16 protein-coding genes and 1 pseudogene are annotated in these 16358 nt (G+C 67.5%); 4 read left to right on the forward strand and 13 right to left on the reverse strand.

Going from position 1 to position 16358, the window contains the following annotated elements; translation table 11 throughout:
* Positions 1–305 precede the first annotated feature (305 nt).
* The 13 genes and pseudogenes from QM721_RS09185 to QM721_RS09245 all read right to left on the reverse strand — a co-directional run bounded on the left by QM721_RS09185 (position 306) and on the right by QM721_RS09245 (position 11905).
* Positions 306–1454 carry a pyridoxal phosphate-dependent aminotransferase gene (locus QM721_RS09185; RefSeq protein ID WP_415122062.1) on the reverse strand — a complete coding sequence of 383 codons (1149 nt, stop codon included), beginning with the start codon at positions 1452–1454 and terminating at the stop codon, positions 306–308.
* 42 nt (positions 1455–1496) lie between these two features.
* On the reverse strand, positions 1497–1754 hold the full coding sequence (locus QM721_RS09190) for a GlsB/YeaQ/YmgE family stress response membrane protein (RefSeq protein WP_415121175.1): 258 nt from the start codon (positions 1752–1754) through the stop codon (positions 1497–1499).
* Positions 1755–2099: 345 nt separating this feature from the next.
* The gene (locus tag QM721_RS09195) at positions 2100–2351 is read right to left on the reverse strand and encodes a DUF1272 domain-containing protein (protein WP_415121177.1); all 252 of its coding nucleotides are present in this window, start codon (positions 2349–2351) and stop codon (positions 2100–2102) included.
* A gap of 247 nt (positions 2352–2598) precedes the next feature.
* Complete coding sequence (dprA, locus tag QM721_RS09200; RefSeq protein WP_415121179.1) at positions 2599–3720, reverse strand: DNA-processing protein DprA; 1122 nt, start codon at positions 3718–3720, stop codon at positions 2599–2601.
* Positions 3707–5160, reverse strand: a pseudogene (locus QM721_RS09205) (YifB family Mg chelatase-like AAA ATPase). The gene dprA and the pseudogene QM721_RS09205 overlap by 14 nt, the downstream one beginning before the upstream one ends.
* An 89-nt stretch (positions 5161–5249) precedes the next feature.
* Positions 5250–5615, reverse strand: a complete 366-nt coding sequence (locus QM721_RS09210; protein ID WP_415121181.1) for a YraN family protein — start codon at positions 5613–5615, stop codon at positions 5250–5252.
* Between the two features lie 329 nt (positions 5616–5944).
* Positions 5945–6256: a DUF2469 domain-containing protein gene (locus QM721_RS09215; protein ID WP_105185754.1), complete on the reverse strand. Its 312-nt coding sequence runs from the start codon at positions 6254–6256 to the stop codon at positions 5945–5947.
* 191 nt (positions 6257–6447) lie between these two features.
* On the reverse strand, positions 6448–7098 hold the full coding sequence (locus QM721_RS09220; RefSeq protein ID WP_415121184.1) for a ribonuclease HII: 651 nt from the start codon (positions 7096–7098) through the stop codon (positions 6448–6450).
* A 6-nt stretch (positions 7099–7104) separates the two neighbouring features.
* Positions 7105–7860: a signal peptidase I gene (gene lepB, locus QM721_RS09225; RefSeq protein ID WP_415121185.1), complete on the reverse strand. Its 756-nt coding sequence runs from the start codon at positions 7858–7860 to the stop codon at positions 7105–7107.
* Positions 7861–7901: 41 nt separating this feature from the next.
* Positions 7902–8252: a 50S ribosomal protein L19 gene (gene rplS, locus QM721_RS09230; protein WP_415121187.1), complete on the reverse strand. Its 351-nt coding sequence runs from the start codon at positions 8250–8252 to the stop codon at positions 7902–7904.
* Positions 8253–8493: 241 nt separating this feature from the next.
* Complete coding sequence (locus QM721_RS09235; RefSeq protein ID WP_415121189.1) at positions 8494–9255, reverse strand: succinate dehydrogenase/fumarate reductase iron-sulfur subunit; 762 nt, start codon at positions 9253–9255, stop codon at positions 8494–8496.
* A complete protein-coding gene (locus QM721_RS09240) occupies positions 9252–11270 on the reverse strand; it encodes a fumarate reductase/succinate dehydrogenase flavoprotein subunit (protein ID WP_415121191.1) in 2019 nt (672 codons plus the stop codon). Before QM721_RS09240 ends, QM721_RS09235 begins: the two co-directional genes overlap by 4 nt.
* Positions 11270–11905, reverse strand: coding sequence for a succinate dehydrogenase cytochrome b subunit (locus QM721_RS09245; protein ID WP_415122064.1), 636 nt, complete (start codon positions 11903–11905; stop codon positions 11270–11272). Before QM721_RS09245 ends, QM721_RS09240 begins: the two co-directional genes overlap by 1 nt.
* Positions 11906–12306: 401 nt before the next feature.
* Here QM721_RS09245 and QM721_RS09250 point away from each other — a divergent pair, with 401 nt between their 5' ends.
* The 4 genes from QM721_RS09250 (at position 12307) to QM721_RS09265 (ending at position 16347) form a co-directional block, all read left to right on the forward strand.
* Positions 12307–13110: a sorbitol-6-phosphate dehydrogenase subunit gene (locus QM721_RS09250; RefSeq protein WP_415121193.1), complete on the forward strand. Its 804-nt coding sequence runs from the start codon at positions 12307–12309 to the stop codon at positions 13108–13110.
* A 277-nt stretch (positions 13111–13387) separates the two neighbouring features.
* Positions 13388–15298, forward strand: a complete 1911-nt coding sequence (locus QM721_RS09255; RefSeq protein ID WP_415121195.1) for a BglG family transcription antiterminator — start codon at positions 13388–13390, stop codon at positions 15296–15298.
* A gap of 3 nt (positions 15299–15301) precedes the next feature.
* Positions 15302–15799, forward strand: coding sequence for a transcriptional regulator GutM (locus QM721_RS09260; RefSeq protein WP_415121197.1), 498 nt, complete (start codon positions 15302–15304; stop codon positions 15797–15799).
* Positions 15796–16347, forward strand: a complete 552-nt coding sequence (locus QM721_RS09265; RefSeq protein ID WP_415121199.1) for a PTS glucitol/sorbitol transporter subunit IIC — start codon at positions 15796–15798, stop codon at positions 16345–16347. The genes QM721_RS09260 and QM721_RS09265 overlap by 4 nt, the downstream gene beginning before the upstream one ends.
* Positions 16348–16358: the final 11 nt, after the last annotated feature.

Below are 16358 nucleotides of genomic sequence, written 5' to 3' on the forward strand. Positions count from 1 at the left end.
GACGGGCCGGTTGCCGTGGAGGGTTCCTTAGGCTCGGTCAGAGGCTGTGGCCGTCCGCCGGACGACGAATCGTCCGGCGGAACGGCCACCGAGGTGGGCACGGCAAACCTGACGCTCAGTCTCACCGGCACACCGGCGCAACCCCCCGCGAGAACACTGAGCACGCTGATGCCGACCAGATAACCCCCGTAGTCGCACGGAGCCTCCCGCTCCCACGACCAATGGCCGAAAACTAGCCCCTGAGACCACTGTGTCGCAAGGGGATCGGGTCTACGCAATTATGCGCAGCCGAACCCGGATGACGTTCAGCGAGCCACTGCGCGCAACCGCCGGGACGCCTCGCGAAGCACCTTGTCGCGTTTGCAGAAGGCGAACCGCACCAGGTGGCGGGCTCCGTCCGCGTCGTCGTAGAACACCGACATCGGCACGGCGACCACTCCGCACAGGGCAGGCAGCGCCCGGGACAGCTCGTAGCCGTCGTCGTAGCCCAGACTGCGCGCGTCGGCCACCGCGAAGTAGGTACCCGAGGGCTGGAACACCTCGATGCCCGCCCCGCGCATGCCCCCGATCAGCCGGTCGCGCTTGGCCTGTAATGAACTGCGGAACTCATTGAAGTAGCTATCGGGTAGGGCGAGTGCCTCGGCGACCGCGGGCTGAAACGGCGCTCCGTTGACATAGGTCAAAAACTGCTTGGCCGCTCGCACGGCCGCGACGAGCTCGGCGGGCCCCGTCACCCAGCCGATCTTCCAACCAGTCGCCGAGAACGTCTTGCCGGCCGATGAGATGGTCAGGGTGCGTTCGGCCATGCCGGGCAGCGTGCACAGGGGCACATGCGGGACACCGTCGAAGGTCAGGTGTTCGTACACCTCGTCGGTGACCACGGTCAGGCCGTGGCGCAGGGCGAGCGCAGCGATGAATGCCAGGTCAGCAGGGCTCAGCACCATGCCGGTCGGGTTGTGCGGCGAGTTGAGCAGCAGCAGTCGGGTTGCCGGGGTGATCGCGGCGGCGAGCCGTTCGCGGGGCAGCGCGAAGTCGGGCGGCTCGAGTCGCACCGGGCGCCGGACTCCCCCGGCCAGCGCCACCATCGCCGCGTACGAGTCGTAGTACGGCTCCAGCATCACCACTTCGTCACCGGGTTCGAGCAGGCCCAGCATGGCGGCGGCGATGGCCTCGGTCGCCCCGGCGGTGACCAGCACCTCGGTCTCAGGGTTCACCACGATGTCGTACCAGCGCCGCTGATGGGCGGCGATGGCATGCCGAAGCGGCAGCATGCCGGGCCCCGGCGGATACTGGTTGACCCCCTCGGCGATCGCCTGCCGGGCTCGTTCGAGCATGCTGGGGGGCCCGTCGAAGTCGGGGAACCCCTGACCGAGATTGATCGAGCCGGTGGTGAGCGCGAGTGCCGACATCTCGGCGAAGATCGTCGAAGTGAAACTGGTCAGGGCCCGGTTCATCGGGCCCCGGCCCGCCCATTCACCCACCGGAGCAGACTCTGCTCAGGACGAACGCCGCGAGCGCCAAGAGTACCAGCCGGCGGTCACGATCACGGCACCGACCAGTGACCCGATCAGCCCCGAGGGGCGCAACTCGAACCCGTCGCCCGAGATCAGACTGATCAGCAGGCCACCCACGAACGACCCGGCCAGGCCGCACCCGAAGGCAGTCGGCCAGTCAATGTGACCACGCTTGCCCAACAGCAGTTGAGCGGCCGCACCCACGAGCATGCCGAAAAGAATGAGGCCGATGATAAGCATGCGTTCACCCTAGCGCTCCGTTGTGCACCCTATTGGCGCCGCGGAGACTCCCGGCCAGCACGGTGCCGCACCTCCCTCGGGCAGCGGACGACCCGGGCAACGACGGGTTGGGTGCGCGGCTCAGCCGGGCTCCACCGACGGGCGGCGTGGCGAAAGGCATCACACGGGCGCAATCGCAAGGCGGTACCCGAGGGCCTACTGGATCCTCCGGTGCGCGAGACCGCCGCGGGCGGCGACCCTGGCTGGATTCGCGTAGTTACCGTGGGAAGCGCCGCCTTTCGCTGATCAAGCTGGTCGAGACCTCAGGTATACAGCTCCGGCGAGGAGTTTCGGCCAGTGTTTCCCTCAGCCGCTGCGGGCGACCAACAGCCCGCAGTCGGAGTGCAGGCGTCCGAAAGCGCCTACCTCACGCTGCAGGTGACGCGGCCGAATCGGGCGCAGCACCAGATTGCCTCCGCAGTTGGGGCAGCCGTGGTCGGGAAAGGTGTTCGCACATGCCGCGCACCAGGTGCACTCGAACGAACAGATGTAGACCTGATGGTCATCGGCGGCAAGGTGACGGCCGCAACGCTCGCAGTTATGGCGATAGTCCAGCATGGGTGCAAATCCTCTCGTGCTGGAAGGCTTTTCGGGTTCTGTACCGACGGAACCTGCACCACTGCCAACCAGCACCCTTGCGAACGATGCGTTCGCGAGCGGCACCACCACACAGGGGTGGTTTGGTTGCGTGACGCGCTGTTGGCCGGATCGATCCTTACCCCCCGGTTGGAACGATCCGGTCTTCAGCGCCTCTATGTGTCCCCCCGACAAAGTCAACCGTACCCGGTGGTAGCTGCCACGTCAGTCACCCGCGCGAGTGACTCGGCGGTCGGGCCATCTGCCAACCATCGACCCGTTGCGCCACCAGCCCCCGATGACTGAGCCGGTCGAGCACCCCAAGGCACGTTCCGAGCGGCACCCCGGCCCGCAGCGACACTTCACCGGTGGGCATCGCCCCACGGGCCGGCAACGCCTCGAACACCGCCAGTTCGTCGCAGTCGAGATCGTCGAGGGGACGCCGCTGGCTCGGCCGCTCGACCGCCGGGCGACCCAGTGGCTGCACCAGTTCGAGCACATCCTCGACGCCGCTGCACAACACGGCCTCGGCGTCACGGATCAGCCGATGCGGGGTGGCCGAGGTGGCACTGTGCACCGGACCAGGCACGGCGAGTACCACCCGATTGCACGCGGTGGCCCAACTCACCGTGTTGCGAGCGCCGCTGCGCAATGCCGCCTCCACCAGCACCGTGGCCGGAGCCAGGGCCGCGATCAACCGATTGCGCCCCAAGAAGCGCACCCGGGTCGGGCGTTCGAAGGGCGGCAACTCGCTGGCCAGCACGCCGTGGGTTGCCACTCGCTGCAGCAGACCGCTGTTGCCGGCTGGGTAGAGCTGGTCGAGCCCGCCTGCCATCACCGCCACCGTGACCGCGTCGGCTGCCAGTGCTCCGGCATGGGCAGCGGCATCGATGCCGTAGGCGCCACCACTGACCACTGTCACGCCGTGCGCGCCCAGCCCGGCCGCCAGATCGGTGGCGACCGTCTCGCCGTATGCGGTGCAGGCCCGCGCGCCGACCACCGCCACGGACCGGTCAACTGCCGCAGCAAGTTCCACCGATCCCTTCACCCACAGCCCGTGGGGGGCACCGGCCAGATCCTGCACCGGCTCGCAGCCGCTGAGGTCGCCCAACGCCGCCGGCCAGTCGTCGTCACCGGGCACGATGAACCGCAGCCGCAGCCGGCTTGTGGCGGCCTGAACGGCGGCCAGATCGAGGGCCTGAGCGCGGCGGGCCCAACGAGAACGCGAGCCGGGTTCGAGCAGAGTGCGCCAGGTGGCCTCGGCCCCGTCGCGCTCGACCTGGCGAGTGACTTCGCGACTGCCGGGTTCGACGGCGCAGCACAGCGCCATCCGCGCCTCACGCTCGAGCATCGCTGACCTGGCTCAACTGTTCGCCGCGCCGCATCGCGAGTGCGGTGTGCACGTGATCACGCCCAGGTCGATCGACACCCGCCAAGTCGCCGATCGACCAGGCCAGGCGAATGACCTTGTCGACGCCGCGAGCCGACAAGACACCCCTCGATACGGCCTCGTCGAGCACATCGATACCCCTCGGCAGTGGCAGCACGCGGCGCAACGCGGGCCCCGGCACCTCGCCGTTGGTACGCCACCCGTGTTCGGCCAGTCTGCGGCGCTGCCTGGCCCGGGCCTCGGCCACCCGCGCCGCCACCGCGGCCGACGACTCACCGCCGTTCTGCGCGGCACGCAGGTAGGCACGGCTCATCGGGGTGAGGTGATGGTGAATGTCGATGCGGTCGAGGATCGGGCCTGAGATTCGCTCGGCGTAGCGACGCACGGCAATCGGCGCACAGCGGCACTGGGCGCCGCGGGTGGTGGCGTTGCCGCAGGGGCACGGGTTGGCAGCCAGCACGAGTTGAAAGCTGGCCGGGTAGACGGCGTGCACCATGGCTCGGCCCAGCACGACACGGCCCGATTCGAGCGGCACGCGTAGCGCTTCGAGCACCCGGGGCGCGAACTCCGGCGCCTCGTCGAGAAAGAGCACCCCGCGATGGGCGCGGCTGATGCTGCCCGGCAGCGCCATGCGCGCTCCCCCACCCACGATGCTCGCCAGGGATGCCGAGTGGTGCGGGTCGGCGAACGGCGGCCTGCGGATCAGCCCATCGCGCAACTGCTCACCGGCCAGTGAGTGGATCGCCGACACCTCGAGCGATTCAGACGCATCGAGATCGGGCAGTATGCCCGGTAGCCGTTCGGCGAGCAGGGTCTTGCCGACACCGGGAGGGCCGTGCATGAACAGGTGGTGACGACCCGCGGCAGCCACTTCGAGCGCCCACTTGGCGTCCAGTTGCCCCACCACGTCGATCAAGTCTTTGACGGGCACGTCCGGCGCCTCCCCGGATGGCTCGGGGGCAGGAAAGTGCGCGGGCGGCTGCCCGAGCAGCACCGCCACCAGATCGAGCAGGTCGGCGACACCCCACACCGTGAGCCCCTCGACCAGTTGCGCTTCGTGCACCTGTTCGGCCGGGACGACAGCGGTGCCGAAGCCGGCGGCGACCGCGGCCAGCAGCGCCGGCAACAGCCCGCGGACGGGGCGCACCCGGCCGTCGAGGCCCAGTTCACCCAGTAGCACCAGGCGGTCGAGCACCGTGGGGTCGAACCGGTCGGCAGGCCGGCACAGACCGAGGCGACGATGGCCAGATCGAAGTGCGAACCCGCCTTGGGCAGTGTGGCCGGCGACAGGTTGACCGTGACCAGTTGGGCCGGCCACCCCAGGCCCTTGGAATGCACCGCCGCCCGGCAACGTTCGCGGGCTTCGGCCAACGCGGCGTCGGCCAGACCGACGATCACCATGCGCGGTAGCCCCCCGCCGATGGCGGCCTCCACCTCGACGATCGCTCCCTCGACGCCGACCAGCGCCACCGAAAATGCTCGAGCGGTACTCACCCGGTCACCCCCTGCACATGAGTGACTCGCGGAACTCCGTCACGCGGCAGCAGCACCCCGATGGCATCGAGCCGATAGCGCGGTACCCACCCGGGTTGCTGGCTCACCCAGGTGAGCGCCAGCTCGCGCAGCTTGACCACCTTGCGCCAGGTGATCGCCTCCAGCGGGTCACCGAAGCCCAACCCGGTGCGGCACTTGACCTCGCAGAACACGACCACCGGGTCGGGCTCAGGGGTGCGGGCGACAATGTCGACCTCACCGATGGAGCACCGCCAATTGCGCGCGCTGATCGTCCAGCCCTGTTTCACCAGGTGCTGGACAGCCACCACCTCGCCCGCCCGCCAAACCGCCGATCTCTCCACGCCATCAGCTTGTGCCCATGACCGCCAAAGTGTTCAGATTCGTTCGACCCAGCCGCCCGATCAGCTCGGGACACACTGATTTTTCGCTGGTCGAGCTTGTCGAGACCTCCGACGAAGTCCTCTGACCAGGGGTTTCGACAAGCTCAACCGGCGGTGGAGGCCAGCGCAGACCACCGGCCTCAGACGCAGATCGCACGGTGGGAAGGCTGCCGTGAAGCCTCAACTCAGATTGCCACGTGCGAGGCCTCGCCGAACGTGACCGACGACACGCAGGGCGTCGCCGCCACGGGGAGGCAGGTCGTCGCACGGGCGGCCACCAGGGCCAAGCCCTACAGGTTCTCGGGCACCTTCAGGTCGCTGTGCGCGATCTCTTCGATCGAGACGTCGCGAAACGTGAGCACCTTCGCCGATTTCACGAACCGCGCCGGACGATACATGTCCCACACCCAGGCATCACCCATCGACACCTCGTAGTACACGTCACCACCCTCGGTGCGTACCTTCAGGTCGACCGCGTTGCACAGGTAGAAGCGTCGCTCGGTCTCGACCGCGTAGGTGAAGATGCCGACCACGTCCTTGTACTCCCGGTACAACTGGAGTTCAAGATCGCTCTCGTACTGTTCAAGATCCTCGGCGCTCATAGCAGTGCCACTGTACTAGGGAAGCGCTGATGAACACGCCTACCGCTGGGTGAGCCTGCCGGAACCACGTGCCACAGCCGCACACCTGAGGTCTCGACAAGCTCGACCAACGACTCACCAAGGAAGGACGCCGCCGAGACGAGTGCCGGGCGCGCGCGAGCCGGGCCGGGCGGTCAGACGGACGCACCGGCTCAAGCGATGCCCGCCGCATCGGCTGCCCGTCGCACGTTCTCGAAACACCAGCGGTGAATCTCACACGGGCCGTGGGCGTCAAGCTGGGTCTGGTGCAGGGCCGTGCAGTACCCCTTGTGCACGTCGAAGCGGTACCGCGGCCAGCGCTCATGGGCCGCGTGCATAATCCGGTCGCGGGTGACCTTGGCGATCACCGAGGCCGCCGCCACACAACCGGCCACGGCGTCGCCCTTCCACACGGCCAAGGCCGGCACCCCGAGCCCGTCCACGCCGAAACCGTCGGTGAGCACGAAGTCGGGGCGAACCTCGAGCCGGCAGACCGCACGCCGCAGCGCCTGGATATTGGCCACATGCATGCCCAGCCGATCGCAGTCCCCAGGATCGATCAGCACCACCGACCAGCTCACAGCCTTGGCCACGATCTCGTCGTAGCACCGCTCGCGCTGCAGCGCGGTGAGCAGCTTGGAATCCTTCAGGTTGCGCACCTGGCTGCCCGGCGTGCTGCCCAGAATCACCGACGCTGCCACCAGCGGGCCCGCACAGGCGCCCCGTCCGGCCTCGTCGGCCCCGGCGATCAGGCCGAAGCCGGCACGGCGCAACGCCCGCTCGTAGCCGTACAGCCCGGCGTCCCGGCGCAGAACGAACGCCATGGCACGTCAGCAGGCGGGCGGGTCGCCGACGATCACCGGCTTGTCGGGTGCTGCCGCCGTCGGCCCCGGCACCTGATCGAAGGTGGCCGGACGACTCAGGGTGCGCCACCGGTCGAACGGGTAGACGATGGCGACTGCCGAGCCCACGACGTCCGCGGTGGGCACGAAGGCCGCGCTGCCGCCGGTGCCCTCGGTGAGGTGGCAGCGTGAGTCCTGCGAGTTGTCGCGATGATCACCCATCACCCAGATGCGGTCTTTCGGCACCACCACGTCGAAGGAGAAGTCGGACGGCGCGACGGCCTGACCGTTCTCGGCATACAGGTAGCCGGCCTCCTCCAGCGGTTGTCCATTGACGGTGATGCGGCCCTGGGCGTCGCAGCACTTCACGTGATCGCCGGGCAGCCCGATCACCCGCTTGATCAGGTGATTCGAACTCTCATCGGGCGCCAGGCCGATGAAAATCAGGGTCTTGCGCAGCGGGTCGGTCTCTTCGACCGGGTCGGCCAGCCAGCCCTGCGTATCACGGAACACCACGATGTCGCCACGCGACCAGCCGGCGACCTTCTGCACCATCACCCGGTCACGAATCTGCAGCGTGTTCTCCATCGAGCCCGACGGAATCACGAACATCTGTGCGACGAAGAGCCGCAACAAGGTGGAGGCGACCAGGGCCCCCACCACCACGATGGCGATCTCTTTGGCCCACGCACCAGCCACCCGGCCAGCCGAAGGCTTGCTCGGGGTGATGGGTGATTCGCTCACCGCGGGTCTCGCTACTGAGGGTTCGGAGCCTGGCTGGGGAATCAGCGGTCCCGCTTCTCCTTGATCTTGGCGGCCTTGCCGCGCAGCCCGCGCAGGTAGTACAGCTTGGCGCGACGGACGTCGCCGTGACGCTCGACCTCGATCTTGTCGATGATCGGGGAGTGCAGCGGAAACGTGCGCTCGACGCCGGTGCCGAAGCTGACCTTGCGGACGGTGAAAGCCTCGCTGATACCGCTGCCGTTGCGGGCGATCACCGCGCCGGCGAACACCTGCACGCGGGAGCGGTTGCCCTCGACGACCTTCACGTGCACGCGCACGGAGTCGCCGGGACGGAAGTCGGGAATGTCTGAGCGGAGGGAGGCCTCGGTGACCTCGGCAACGATCTTGTTCATGCTGGCTTTCCTCGCCGGTGCCACAGGACACCTCGTGGTTCTTCCGAAAGAGCGGTGAGACGCCTTCCCCCTGTGGCAGGGGCATCTGGCACCGAGGATCAAGTCTGCCACATGCCCGGTCGGGCTCGAAATCGGGCCTCTACTGGCCCGGCCCCGCCGTCGGCGATCGCCAGATCCGGGCGCCCCCAGACCCGGGCGCGCAAACGGCCCCGGGCGAACCCGGGGCCGGCGGCACTACGACCTACTTGCCGTCCTTCTTGAACAGCGCAGTCATCAGGTCGCGGTTGAGTTGGCTGATCGTGTCGAGCGGAATGCCCTTGGGGCACACCGCCGCGCATTCGCCGATATTGGTGCAGCCGCCGAAGCCTTCGGCATCGTGCTGCGCCACCATGCTCTTGACCCGAGACCACCGCTCGGGCTGCCCCTGCGGCAGCATCGCCAGATGGGTGATCTTGGCCGAGGTGAACAGCATCGCCGAGCCGTTGGGGCAGGCAGCCACGCAGGCACCGCAGCCGATGCAGGTGGCGGCGTCGAAAGCCCGGTCGGCCTTCACCTTGGGCACCGGGGCGGCATTGGCGTCGGGGGCCGAGCCGGTGTTGGCCGAGATGAAACCGCCGGCCTGAATGATCCGGTCGAAGGCCGACCGGTCGACCACCAGGTCTTTGATCACCGGAAAACCGCCGGCGCGCCAGGGCTCCACGTCGATCGTTGCACCGTCGGCGAACGAGCGCATGTGCAACTGACACGTGGTGGTCGGCACCGGCGACGCGCCGCGCCCATGCGCCGAGCCGTTGACCACCACGCCGCACATGCCGCAGATGCCTTCGCGGCAGTCATGGTCGAACGCCACCGGCTCGACACCCTCGACGGTCAGCTTCTCGTTGAGCAGGTCGAGCATCTCGAGAAACGACATGTCGGGGCTGACGTCCTGCAACTGGTAGGTCTGCATCGCGCCCTTGGCCGAGGCATTGGGCTGACGCCACACACGCAGGGTGATGTTCACTTGTAACTCCGTTGCTTCAGCTCGATGTACTCATATTCCAGCGGTTCCTTGTGCAGCACCGGGACGTCGCCGCCGTACTCCCATGCCGCGACGTAGAGGTACTCGTCGTCGTGGCGCAACGCCTCGCCGTCGGGGGTCTGCGATTCGGCCCTGAAGTGACCGCCGCACGACTCACGCCGGTGCAGCGCGTCGATGCACATCAACTCCCCCAGCTCGAGAAAGTCGGCCACCCGTCCGGCCCGCTCGAGGGTCTGGTTGAACTCCTCGTTCTCACCGGTGACCTTCACGTCGCGCCAGAACTCCGCTTTCAGCTCGCGGATCAGCCCGATCGCCTTGCGCAGCCCGGCGTCGGTGCGTTCCATGCCGCAGTACTCCCACATGATGTGACCCAGTTCTTTGTGGAACGAGTCGACGGTGCGCGAGCCGTTGATGCTGAGCAGCGTGTCGATCCGCTGCCTGACCGCCGCGACGGCGGCGACCACCTCGGGGTGGTCGGGCTGGATCGTGGGGAACGGCGCGGCGGCCAGGTAGTCGTTGATCGTGTTCGGCAATACGAAGTAGCCGTCGGCCAGGCCCTGCATCAATGCGGACGCCCCGAGCCGGTTCGCGCCGTGGTCGCTGAAGTTGCACTCACCGGTGGCATACAGGCCGGTGATGGTGGTCATCAGGTCGTAGTCGACCCACACCCCACCCATCGTGTAGTGCACCGCCGGGTAGATCCGCATCGGTACCTCATAAGGGTCTTCAGCAGTGATCTGGGCGTACATATCGAACAGGTTGCCGTACTTCGCGGCGACGCCGTCCTTGCCGATCCGCTTGATCACATCGGCGAAGTCGAGGTACACCCCGCGCCGCACCTGCGTGACCGATCCGTCCGGCTGCTTCTCGGCGACCGCCGGCCCGACCCCACGCCCCTCGTCGCACATGTTCTTGGCCTGTCGCGAGGCGATATCGCGCGGCACCAGGTTGCCGAAGGCGGGGTAGATGCGCTCCAGGTAGTAGTCGCGATCTTGTTCCGGAATCTGCCGCGGGTCTTTGTCGCAGTCCTCGGCCCGCTTGGGCACCCAGATGCGCCCGTCGTTGCGCAGCGACTCAGACATCAAGGTGAGCTTGCTCTGGGTGTCGCCATGCACCGGAATGCAGGTGGGGTGAATCTGGGTGTAGCACGGATTGCCGAAGTAGGCGCCCTTGCGGTGGGCGCGCCAGCCGGCCGTCACATTGCAACCCATGGCGTTGGTGGAGAGGAAGAACACGTTGCCGTACCCGCCGGTGGCCAGTACCACGGCGTCGCCCAGATGCGTCTCAAGTTCACCGGTGACCATGTCGCGGGCCACAATGCCGCGGGCCCGGCCGTCCACGATGATCAGCTCGAGCATCTCGTGCCGGGCGTACATCTTCACGGTGCCGGCCGCCACCTGGCGCTCCAGCGCCTGGTAGGCCCCGATGAGCAACTGCTGCCCGGTCTGGCCGCGGGCGTAGAACGTCCGCTGCACCTGCACGCCACCGAAGCTGCGGTTGTCGAGCAGGCCGCCGTAGTCACGAGCGAACGGCACCCCCTGCGCCACGCATTGGTCGATGATGCTCGCGCTCACCTCGGCCAGCCGGTACACGTTGGTCTCGCGGGCCCGGTAATCGCCGCCCTTCACCGTGTCGTAGAACAGCCGGTAGGTGGAGTCGTTGTCGTTGCGGTAGTTCTTGGCGGCGTTGATGCCGCCCTGGGCCGCGATCGAGTGTGCCCGGCGCGGGCTGTCTTGGTAACAGAAGTTCAGCACGTTGTAGCCGGCCTCGCCCAGGGACGCCGCCGCCGCGCCACCGGCCAGGCCGGTGCCGACGATGATCACGGTCAGCTTGCGCCGGTTGGCGGGGTTGACCAGCTTGGCCTCGAACTGGCGCTTGCGCCACTTGCCCTCGATCGGCCCAGCCGGGGCTTTGCCGTCACGCAACTCGGCACCCTCAACCCACAGGGCGGACGAGTCGCTGGTCACCACTTCTTCTTCGACGGTCTGCGTCGCCATCACTTCACCACTCCGAACAGCACCGCTACCGGCGCGATCATGAACCCGACGAAAAGCAGCACCGCCACCGCATAGGCCAGGGCGTTCCAAACCCGACGGGAAGCGGCTGAGGTATTGGCACCGAGCGTGGCGAACGCGCTCCAGAAGCCGTGCCGCACGTGCATGCAGACGGTGATCATCCACAGCAGGTAGGCCAGCACCAGCCACCACTGCTGGAACGACACCACGAACATCTCGTACGGCCCGGCATCGGCGCCCCAGCCGGTCTTGATCACCTGAGCGGTGAACTGCAACAGGTGAAACACCAAGAAGGCGGCCAGAATCACCCCGCCCCAGCGCATGGTGCGGGCCGAATAGGTCTCTTGGATGCTCGCGCGGTTCACATACTTGGTGCCGCGCGCCGCCCGGGCGCGGCTGGCCAGGTGCCACGCCGAGAAGGCGTGCAGCACGATCGCGGCCAGCATGAAGGCACGGAAGATCCAGATGAACCAGCCCGAGGGCACCAGCGGGTAAAGGATGTCGCCCTTGAGCCAGTGCGCGTAGTGATCGAATGCCTCGGCCCCCAGAAACACCTTGAGGTTGCCGTACATGTGCATGAGTAGAAAGCCGACCATGATCAGGCCGGTGACCGCCATCAGGACCTTCATCGTCACCGATGAGCGAACGGCCCTGGCGTGCGGGGATAGTGTTGTCGTCGCCACGGATGCCACACTATTCCCCTGACGGCGGCGCCGTTGGACGCATCGGGAAAGTCGCGGCAAGTCTCGTGCCCGGGCGTCGCGGCACAGGCCCGGACGGCACGGCACCCACCCCCTGGCCCCGGTCGATACTGACCGACGACTTGCCGGCCGGCCGGAAATTCGGTGAATCATTGGGTCGTTGCCGTGGCCGAAGCGTGACTCCTATGCTCAGGCCCAGCCATTTGGCGATCAACACCTAACCAATGAAGTCGTGTCACACGAGGCCGCACCGCCGCGATCGTGCTGCGCGAGGCCGCACCGCTGCGGCTCAGGACCCCCAAATCGGAGGCAAGAGAATGTCGGATAGCTGGCTCGCGCTGGACAGCAAGGTGGTCATCGTCACCGGAGGCGCCTCGGGCATCGGCAAGCACATCGTGGCCGGCCTGCGCCGGGTGGGCGCCCAAGTCGCCTGCCTCGACCTCTCCGTCGTCGACGGCCCCGACCCCGAAACCGGCGCCCACAACTACAGTGTGGACGTCACCGATCCGGCTTCTGTCGCGAGCGTGGTGGCCCGGGTCTGCGCCGATCTCGGCACCCCCACCACGCTGGTCAACAACGCCGGCGTCAACCTGCCCCGTCTGCTGGTCGACGTGCAGGGCGATCGCAGCGACTACGAACTGAACACCGCGTCGTTCGACTTCATGTTCAACGTCAACGTGAAGGGCGTCTTCCTGATGGCACAGGCGGTGGCCCGGCATCTGGTCGCCGCCGGTTCCGGCACCATCATCAACGTCACCTCCGAGGCCGGGTCGGAAGGCTCGAAGGGGCAGTCGGCGTATTCGGCGTCCAAGGCAGCAGTGAACGGCTTCACCTTGTCGTGGGCGAAGGAACTGGGCCCCTACGGGGTGCGAGTGGTCGGCATTGCGCCGGGCATTCTGGAGCCGACCGGGCTGCGCAGCCCGGCCTACAACGACGCGCTGGCATACACCCGCGGCACCACGGTCGACAACCTTTCCCCCGACTACGCGAAGGTGATCCCGATCGGCCGCCCCGGCAAGCTCGACGAGATCGCCGACCTGGTCTGCTACGCGGCCTCCGATCGCGCCAGCTACATCACCGGCACCACTCTCACCATCACCGGCGGAAAATCGCGCGGCTGAGCCCGTCTCGCGCGTCCGACTCTGGGCTGGACGGTCGCGAAACACCTGTCCGGGACGATCCGGATCCCCGCCGAGGACCCACCCCGGCGCCGCCGGAAACCGCGCACCGCACAGCGAAGGAGTCGATGATGACGAGGCAGCAGCGCCTGCTCCGCGGTGCCATCGACCCCACGGGCGGCACGGTTTCATCGCCACTGCCTGCGGGTGCCGCCGGCAGTTCCCGGCCGAGCCGGTTCGGCATCCGGCTCCGCGGCTCCACGCGCACCGGGAGCCGGTCGTGAACCGTCGCGCCGAGATTCTGCTGCACCTAGAGCGCCGGCTGTCCGCGCCGCCGGAGATCCTGATGCGCAGCCTCGACGTCAGTGCCCGGACCATCGCCAATGACCTTCAAGATCTCAACACCATGCTTGCCGGTGCCGCGTCGGTTCGTCTCGACAAGGGGCGATACCGGCTCTGGGTGATCGACCGGGAACGTTACGCCCAACTGCGCGGCGAACTCGTCGACGCGGCCCACTCGTTCAACGACCCGATGACCCGGGCCGGGTACACGCTGTCGCGGCTGATCCGCGCCGATGCGCCGGTGCTCACCGAAGACCTCGCCCGCGAGATGTCGGTCGGACGCTCCACCGCCATCGTCGACCTGGCCCGGCTGCGAGAGCAGGCGGCACCCTACGGGATCCGAGTCCTGGGACGTCCGCACGCCGGCCTGGAACTGGACGCCGACGAGTTCGCCGTCCGGCTGTTCGTGCTGGGCGAGCACTACGAGACCGTCTACGCCGGCTACCCGTTGGACGACGAACTGGCCCGTCCGCTGGACGAGGCTGTGGCCGAGTTCCAACTGGGCGTCAGGATCGCCGAGGAGACCCGGCGCTGGTACACGGTGCTGCTGGACCGGGTGCTGACCGGGCACGGCCTGGACCACCTGCCCGAGACCTACCAGCGGGTCACCGAACTGCCCGCGCACGACTTCGGACGACGGGTCACCGACGCCGTGCGGGCGTCCCTCCAGATCGACCTGCACCCGGCGGAGGCGGTCTTCCTGGCCCTGCCACTGGCCGGCATGCACACCCCCCGCGACGAGAGCCGGCTGGCCAAATTCCCGGTGGCCGAAGAGATCCCGGGACTGGTGCAGCGGATCCTCGACCAGATCTCGGTCGAGATGGGCGTTCGCATACCGCCCACCGCGCTGCTCAAGGAGTTCGTGCACCACCTCACCTTCATGGTGAACCGGCTCCGGTTCCGGGTACCGTCGCCCCAGGTGGCCGCAGCCGAGGCCCGCACCGCCTACCCGGTGGCCTTCCGAATGGCGGCTATCGCGTCGACGATCATCGAGCGCGACCTGGGGCTGACCCTTACCGACGACGAACTCGGCTTCATCGCCAGCTACTTCCAGGTCTTCCTGGAGGAACGCAAGACCTCCAGCACCCCGGCCTACCGGGTGGCGGTAGTGACCCCGGTGGGACGGGTGTCGGCCCGGCTGCTGCAACTGCAACTGGCCAAGATCTTGGCCGAGACCACTCAATACACACTGCTGTCACTGGACGAGGCGTTCCCCGAGACCCTGAACACCTTCGACCTGGTGGTGTCGACCACACCGCAGCCGCTGCACACCTCCTCGGCGCTGATCCAGTTGCACGAGGTGTTCGACCCCGACGAGCTGCTGGGTCACATCAACCGGCTCCGGTTCGACCAGCAGGCCGAGATCCCGCTGGGGGCGAGTTCACGGTCGCTGCTGGCCACCCTGCTGGGCCGGGACCGCTTCTTCGTCCTCGACCCAAAGGCCGACTACCGGCGGAACCTGGACACCATGATCGACCACCTGAGTGCCCTCGGCCTGGTCGACGAAGGGTTCCGCACCGCTCTGCACGACCGGGAGGCCCGGGCCAGCATGGCGCTCGACCCGTACATCGCCTTCCCGCACGCCACCCTGCCCGACCACGCCGACCGGATCGTGTTCGCCCTCGGGGTGATCCCCCGCGACACCGGCGAGCCGGGGCTGCGAATGATCGTCTTGATGGGCGTGCCCGAGAAGGCCGACTACGACGACACCGTCCTGGTGGACGTGTACGACGAGATCATCCGGCTGGCCGCCGATCGGTTCGGCGTGGCCCAGCTCTGCCGGTTGAACAGCTACGAACAGGTCTTCCTGCACCTGACCAGCAAACCCGACCACCCACCGAAGGGATGAAGAATGAACTTCTGGTTCCTGATCGTCGCTCTGGCCGCCACCTACTTATTGCAGGTGGGTCTCTCGGTCTTCCAGATGCGAGATTTCGCCACCAGCTACGGCTCGCTGCGCCGCCGCGGGAAGGTGGCGATCGGCAAGCGAAAGACCGCCTTCAGCGCGGGTTCGATCGCGATGTTCCTGATCGACGCCGACGGCATCGTGGCCGAGGCCAAGGCGATCTCCGGGCTGACCGTACTGGCCCGCTTCAAGCCCCTTGCCGGCTTCGAAGGCATGCACATCAGCCAACTCGGCGACGGCCCGCTCGCGCGGCTCCCCCGTGGCCTGCGGCTGGCCACGCTGAACGCCCGTGACAACTGGCTCGCCGTTCAGCGTGGCGAAACACCCCAAGATCCGCCCGGACCCCTGTCTCGCTTCCTCGCCCGGTTCGGCAAGAAGCAGGCATCCAAACCCCGGGCCGACCGCGTCTCGCACGCGGTTCATACAGAAGGAGTCACCTCATGAGTTTCTTCGTCACCGCCGCCGAATGGTTCATCAACCTGTTCAAGGCCGGCGCGGAGACCTTTATCAGTTGGATGACGGGAATCGTGCCACTGATCCTCATGCTGCTGATTGCGATGAACTCACTCATCGCGATCATCGGCGAGGACCGGATCAACCGGTTCGCGGCCAAGGCCGCGGGCAATCCGGTGGCCCGCTACATGGTGTTGCCGTTCCTCGGCGCGTTCATGCTGGCCAACCCGATGGTCCTCACCCTCGGGCGGTTCCTGCCCGAGAAGTACAAGCCGTCGTACGCGGCGGCCGGCATGCAGTTCTGCCACACCAGCAACGGCATCTTCCCGCACATCAACCCGGGCGAGCTGTTCATCTGGCTTGGCATCGCGAATGGGATCACCCAGTTGGGCCTGCCCACCGCAGACCTCGCCATTCGCTACCTGCTGGTCGGCCTGGTGATGAACTTCCTCGGCGGCTGGAGCACCGACTTCATCACCGCCTGGGTGTCGAAGCAGCAGGGCATCACGCTCAAGACCGAACTCGCGCACCACCACTGAGCGCCGCGTGC

Source organism: Micropruina sp., from assembly GCF_047602085.1.
In the GTDB taxonomy this organism is placed as follows: Bacteria; Actinomycetota; Actinomycetes; order Propionibacteriales; family Propionibacteriaceae; genus Micropruina.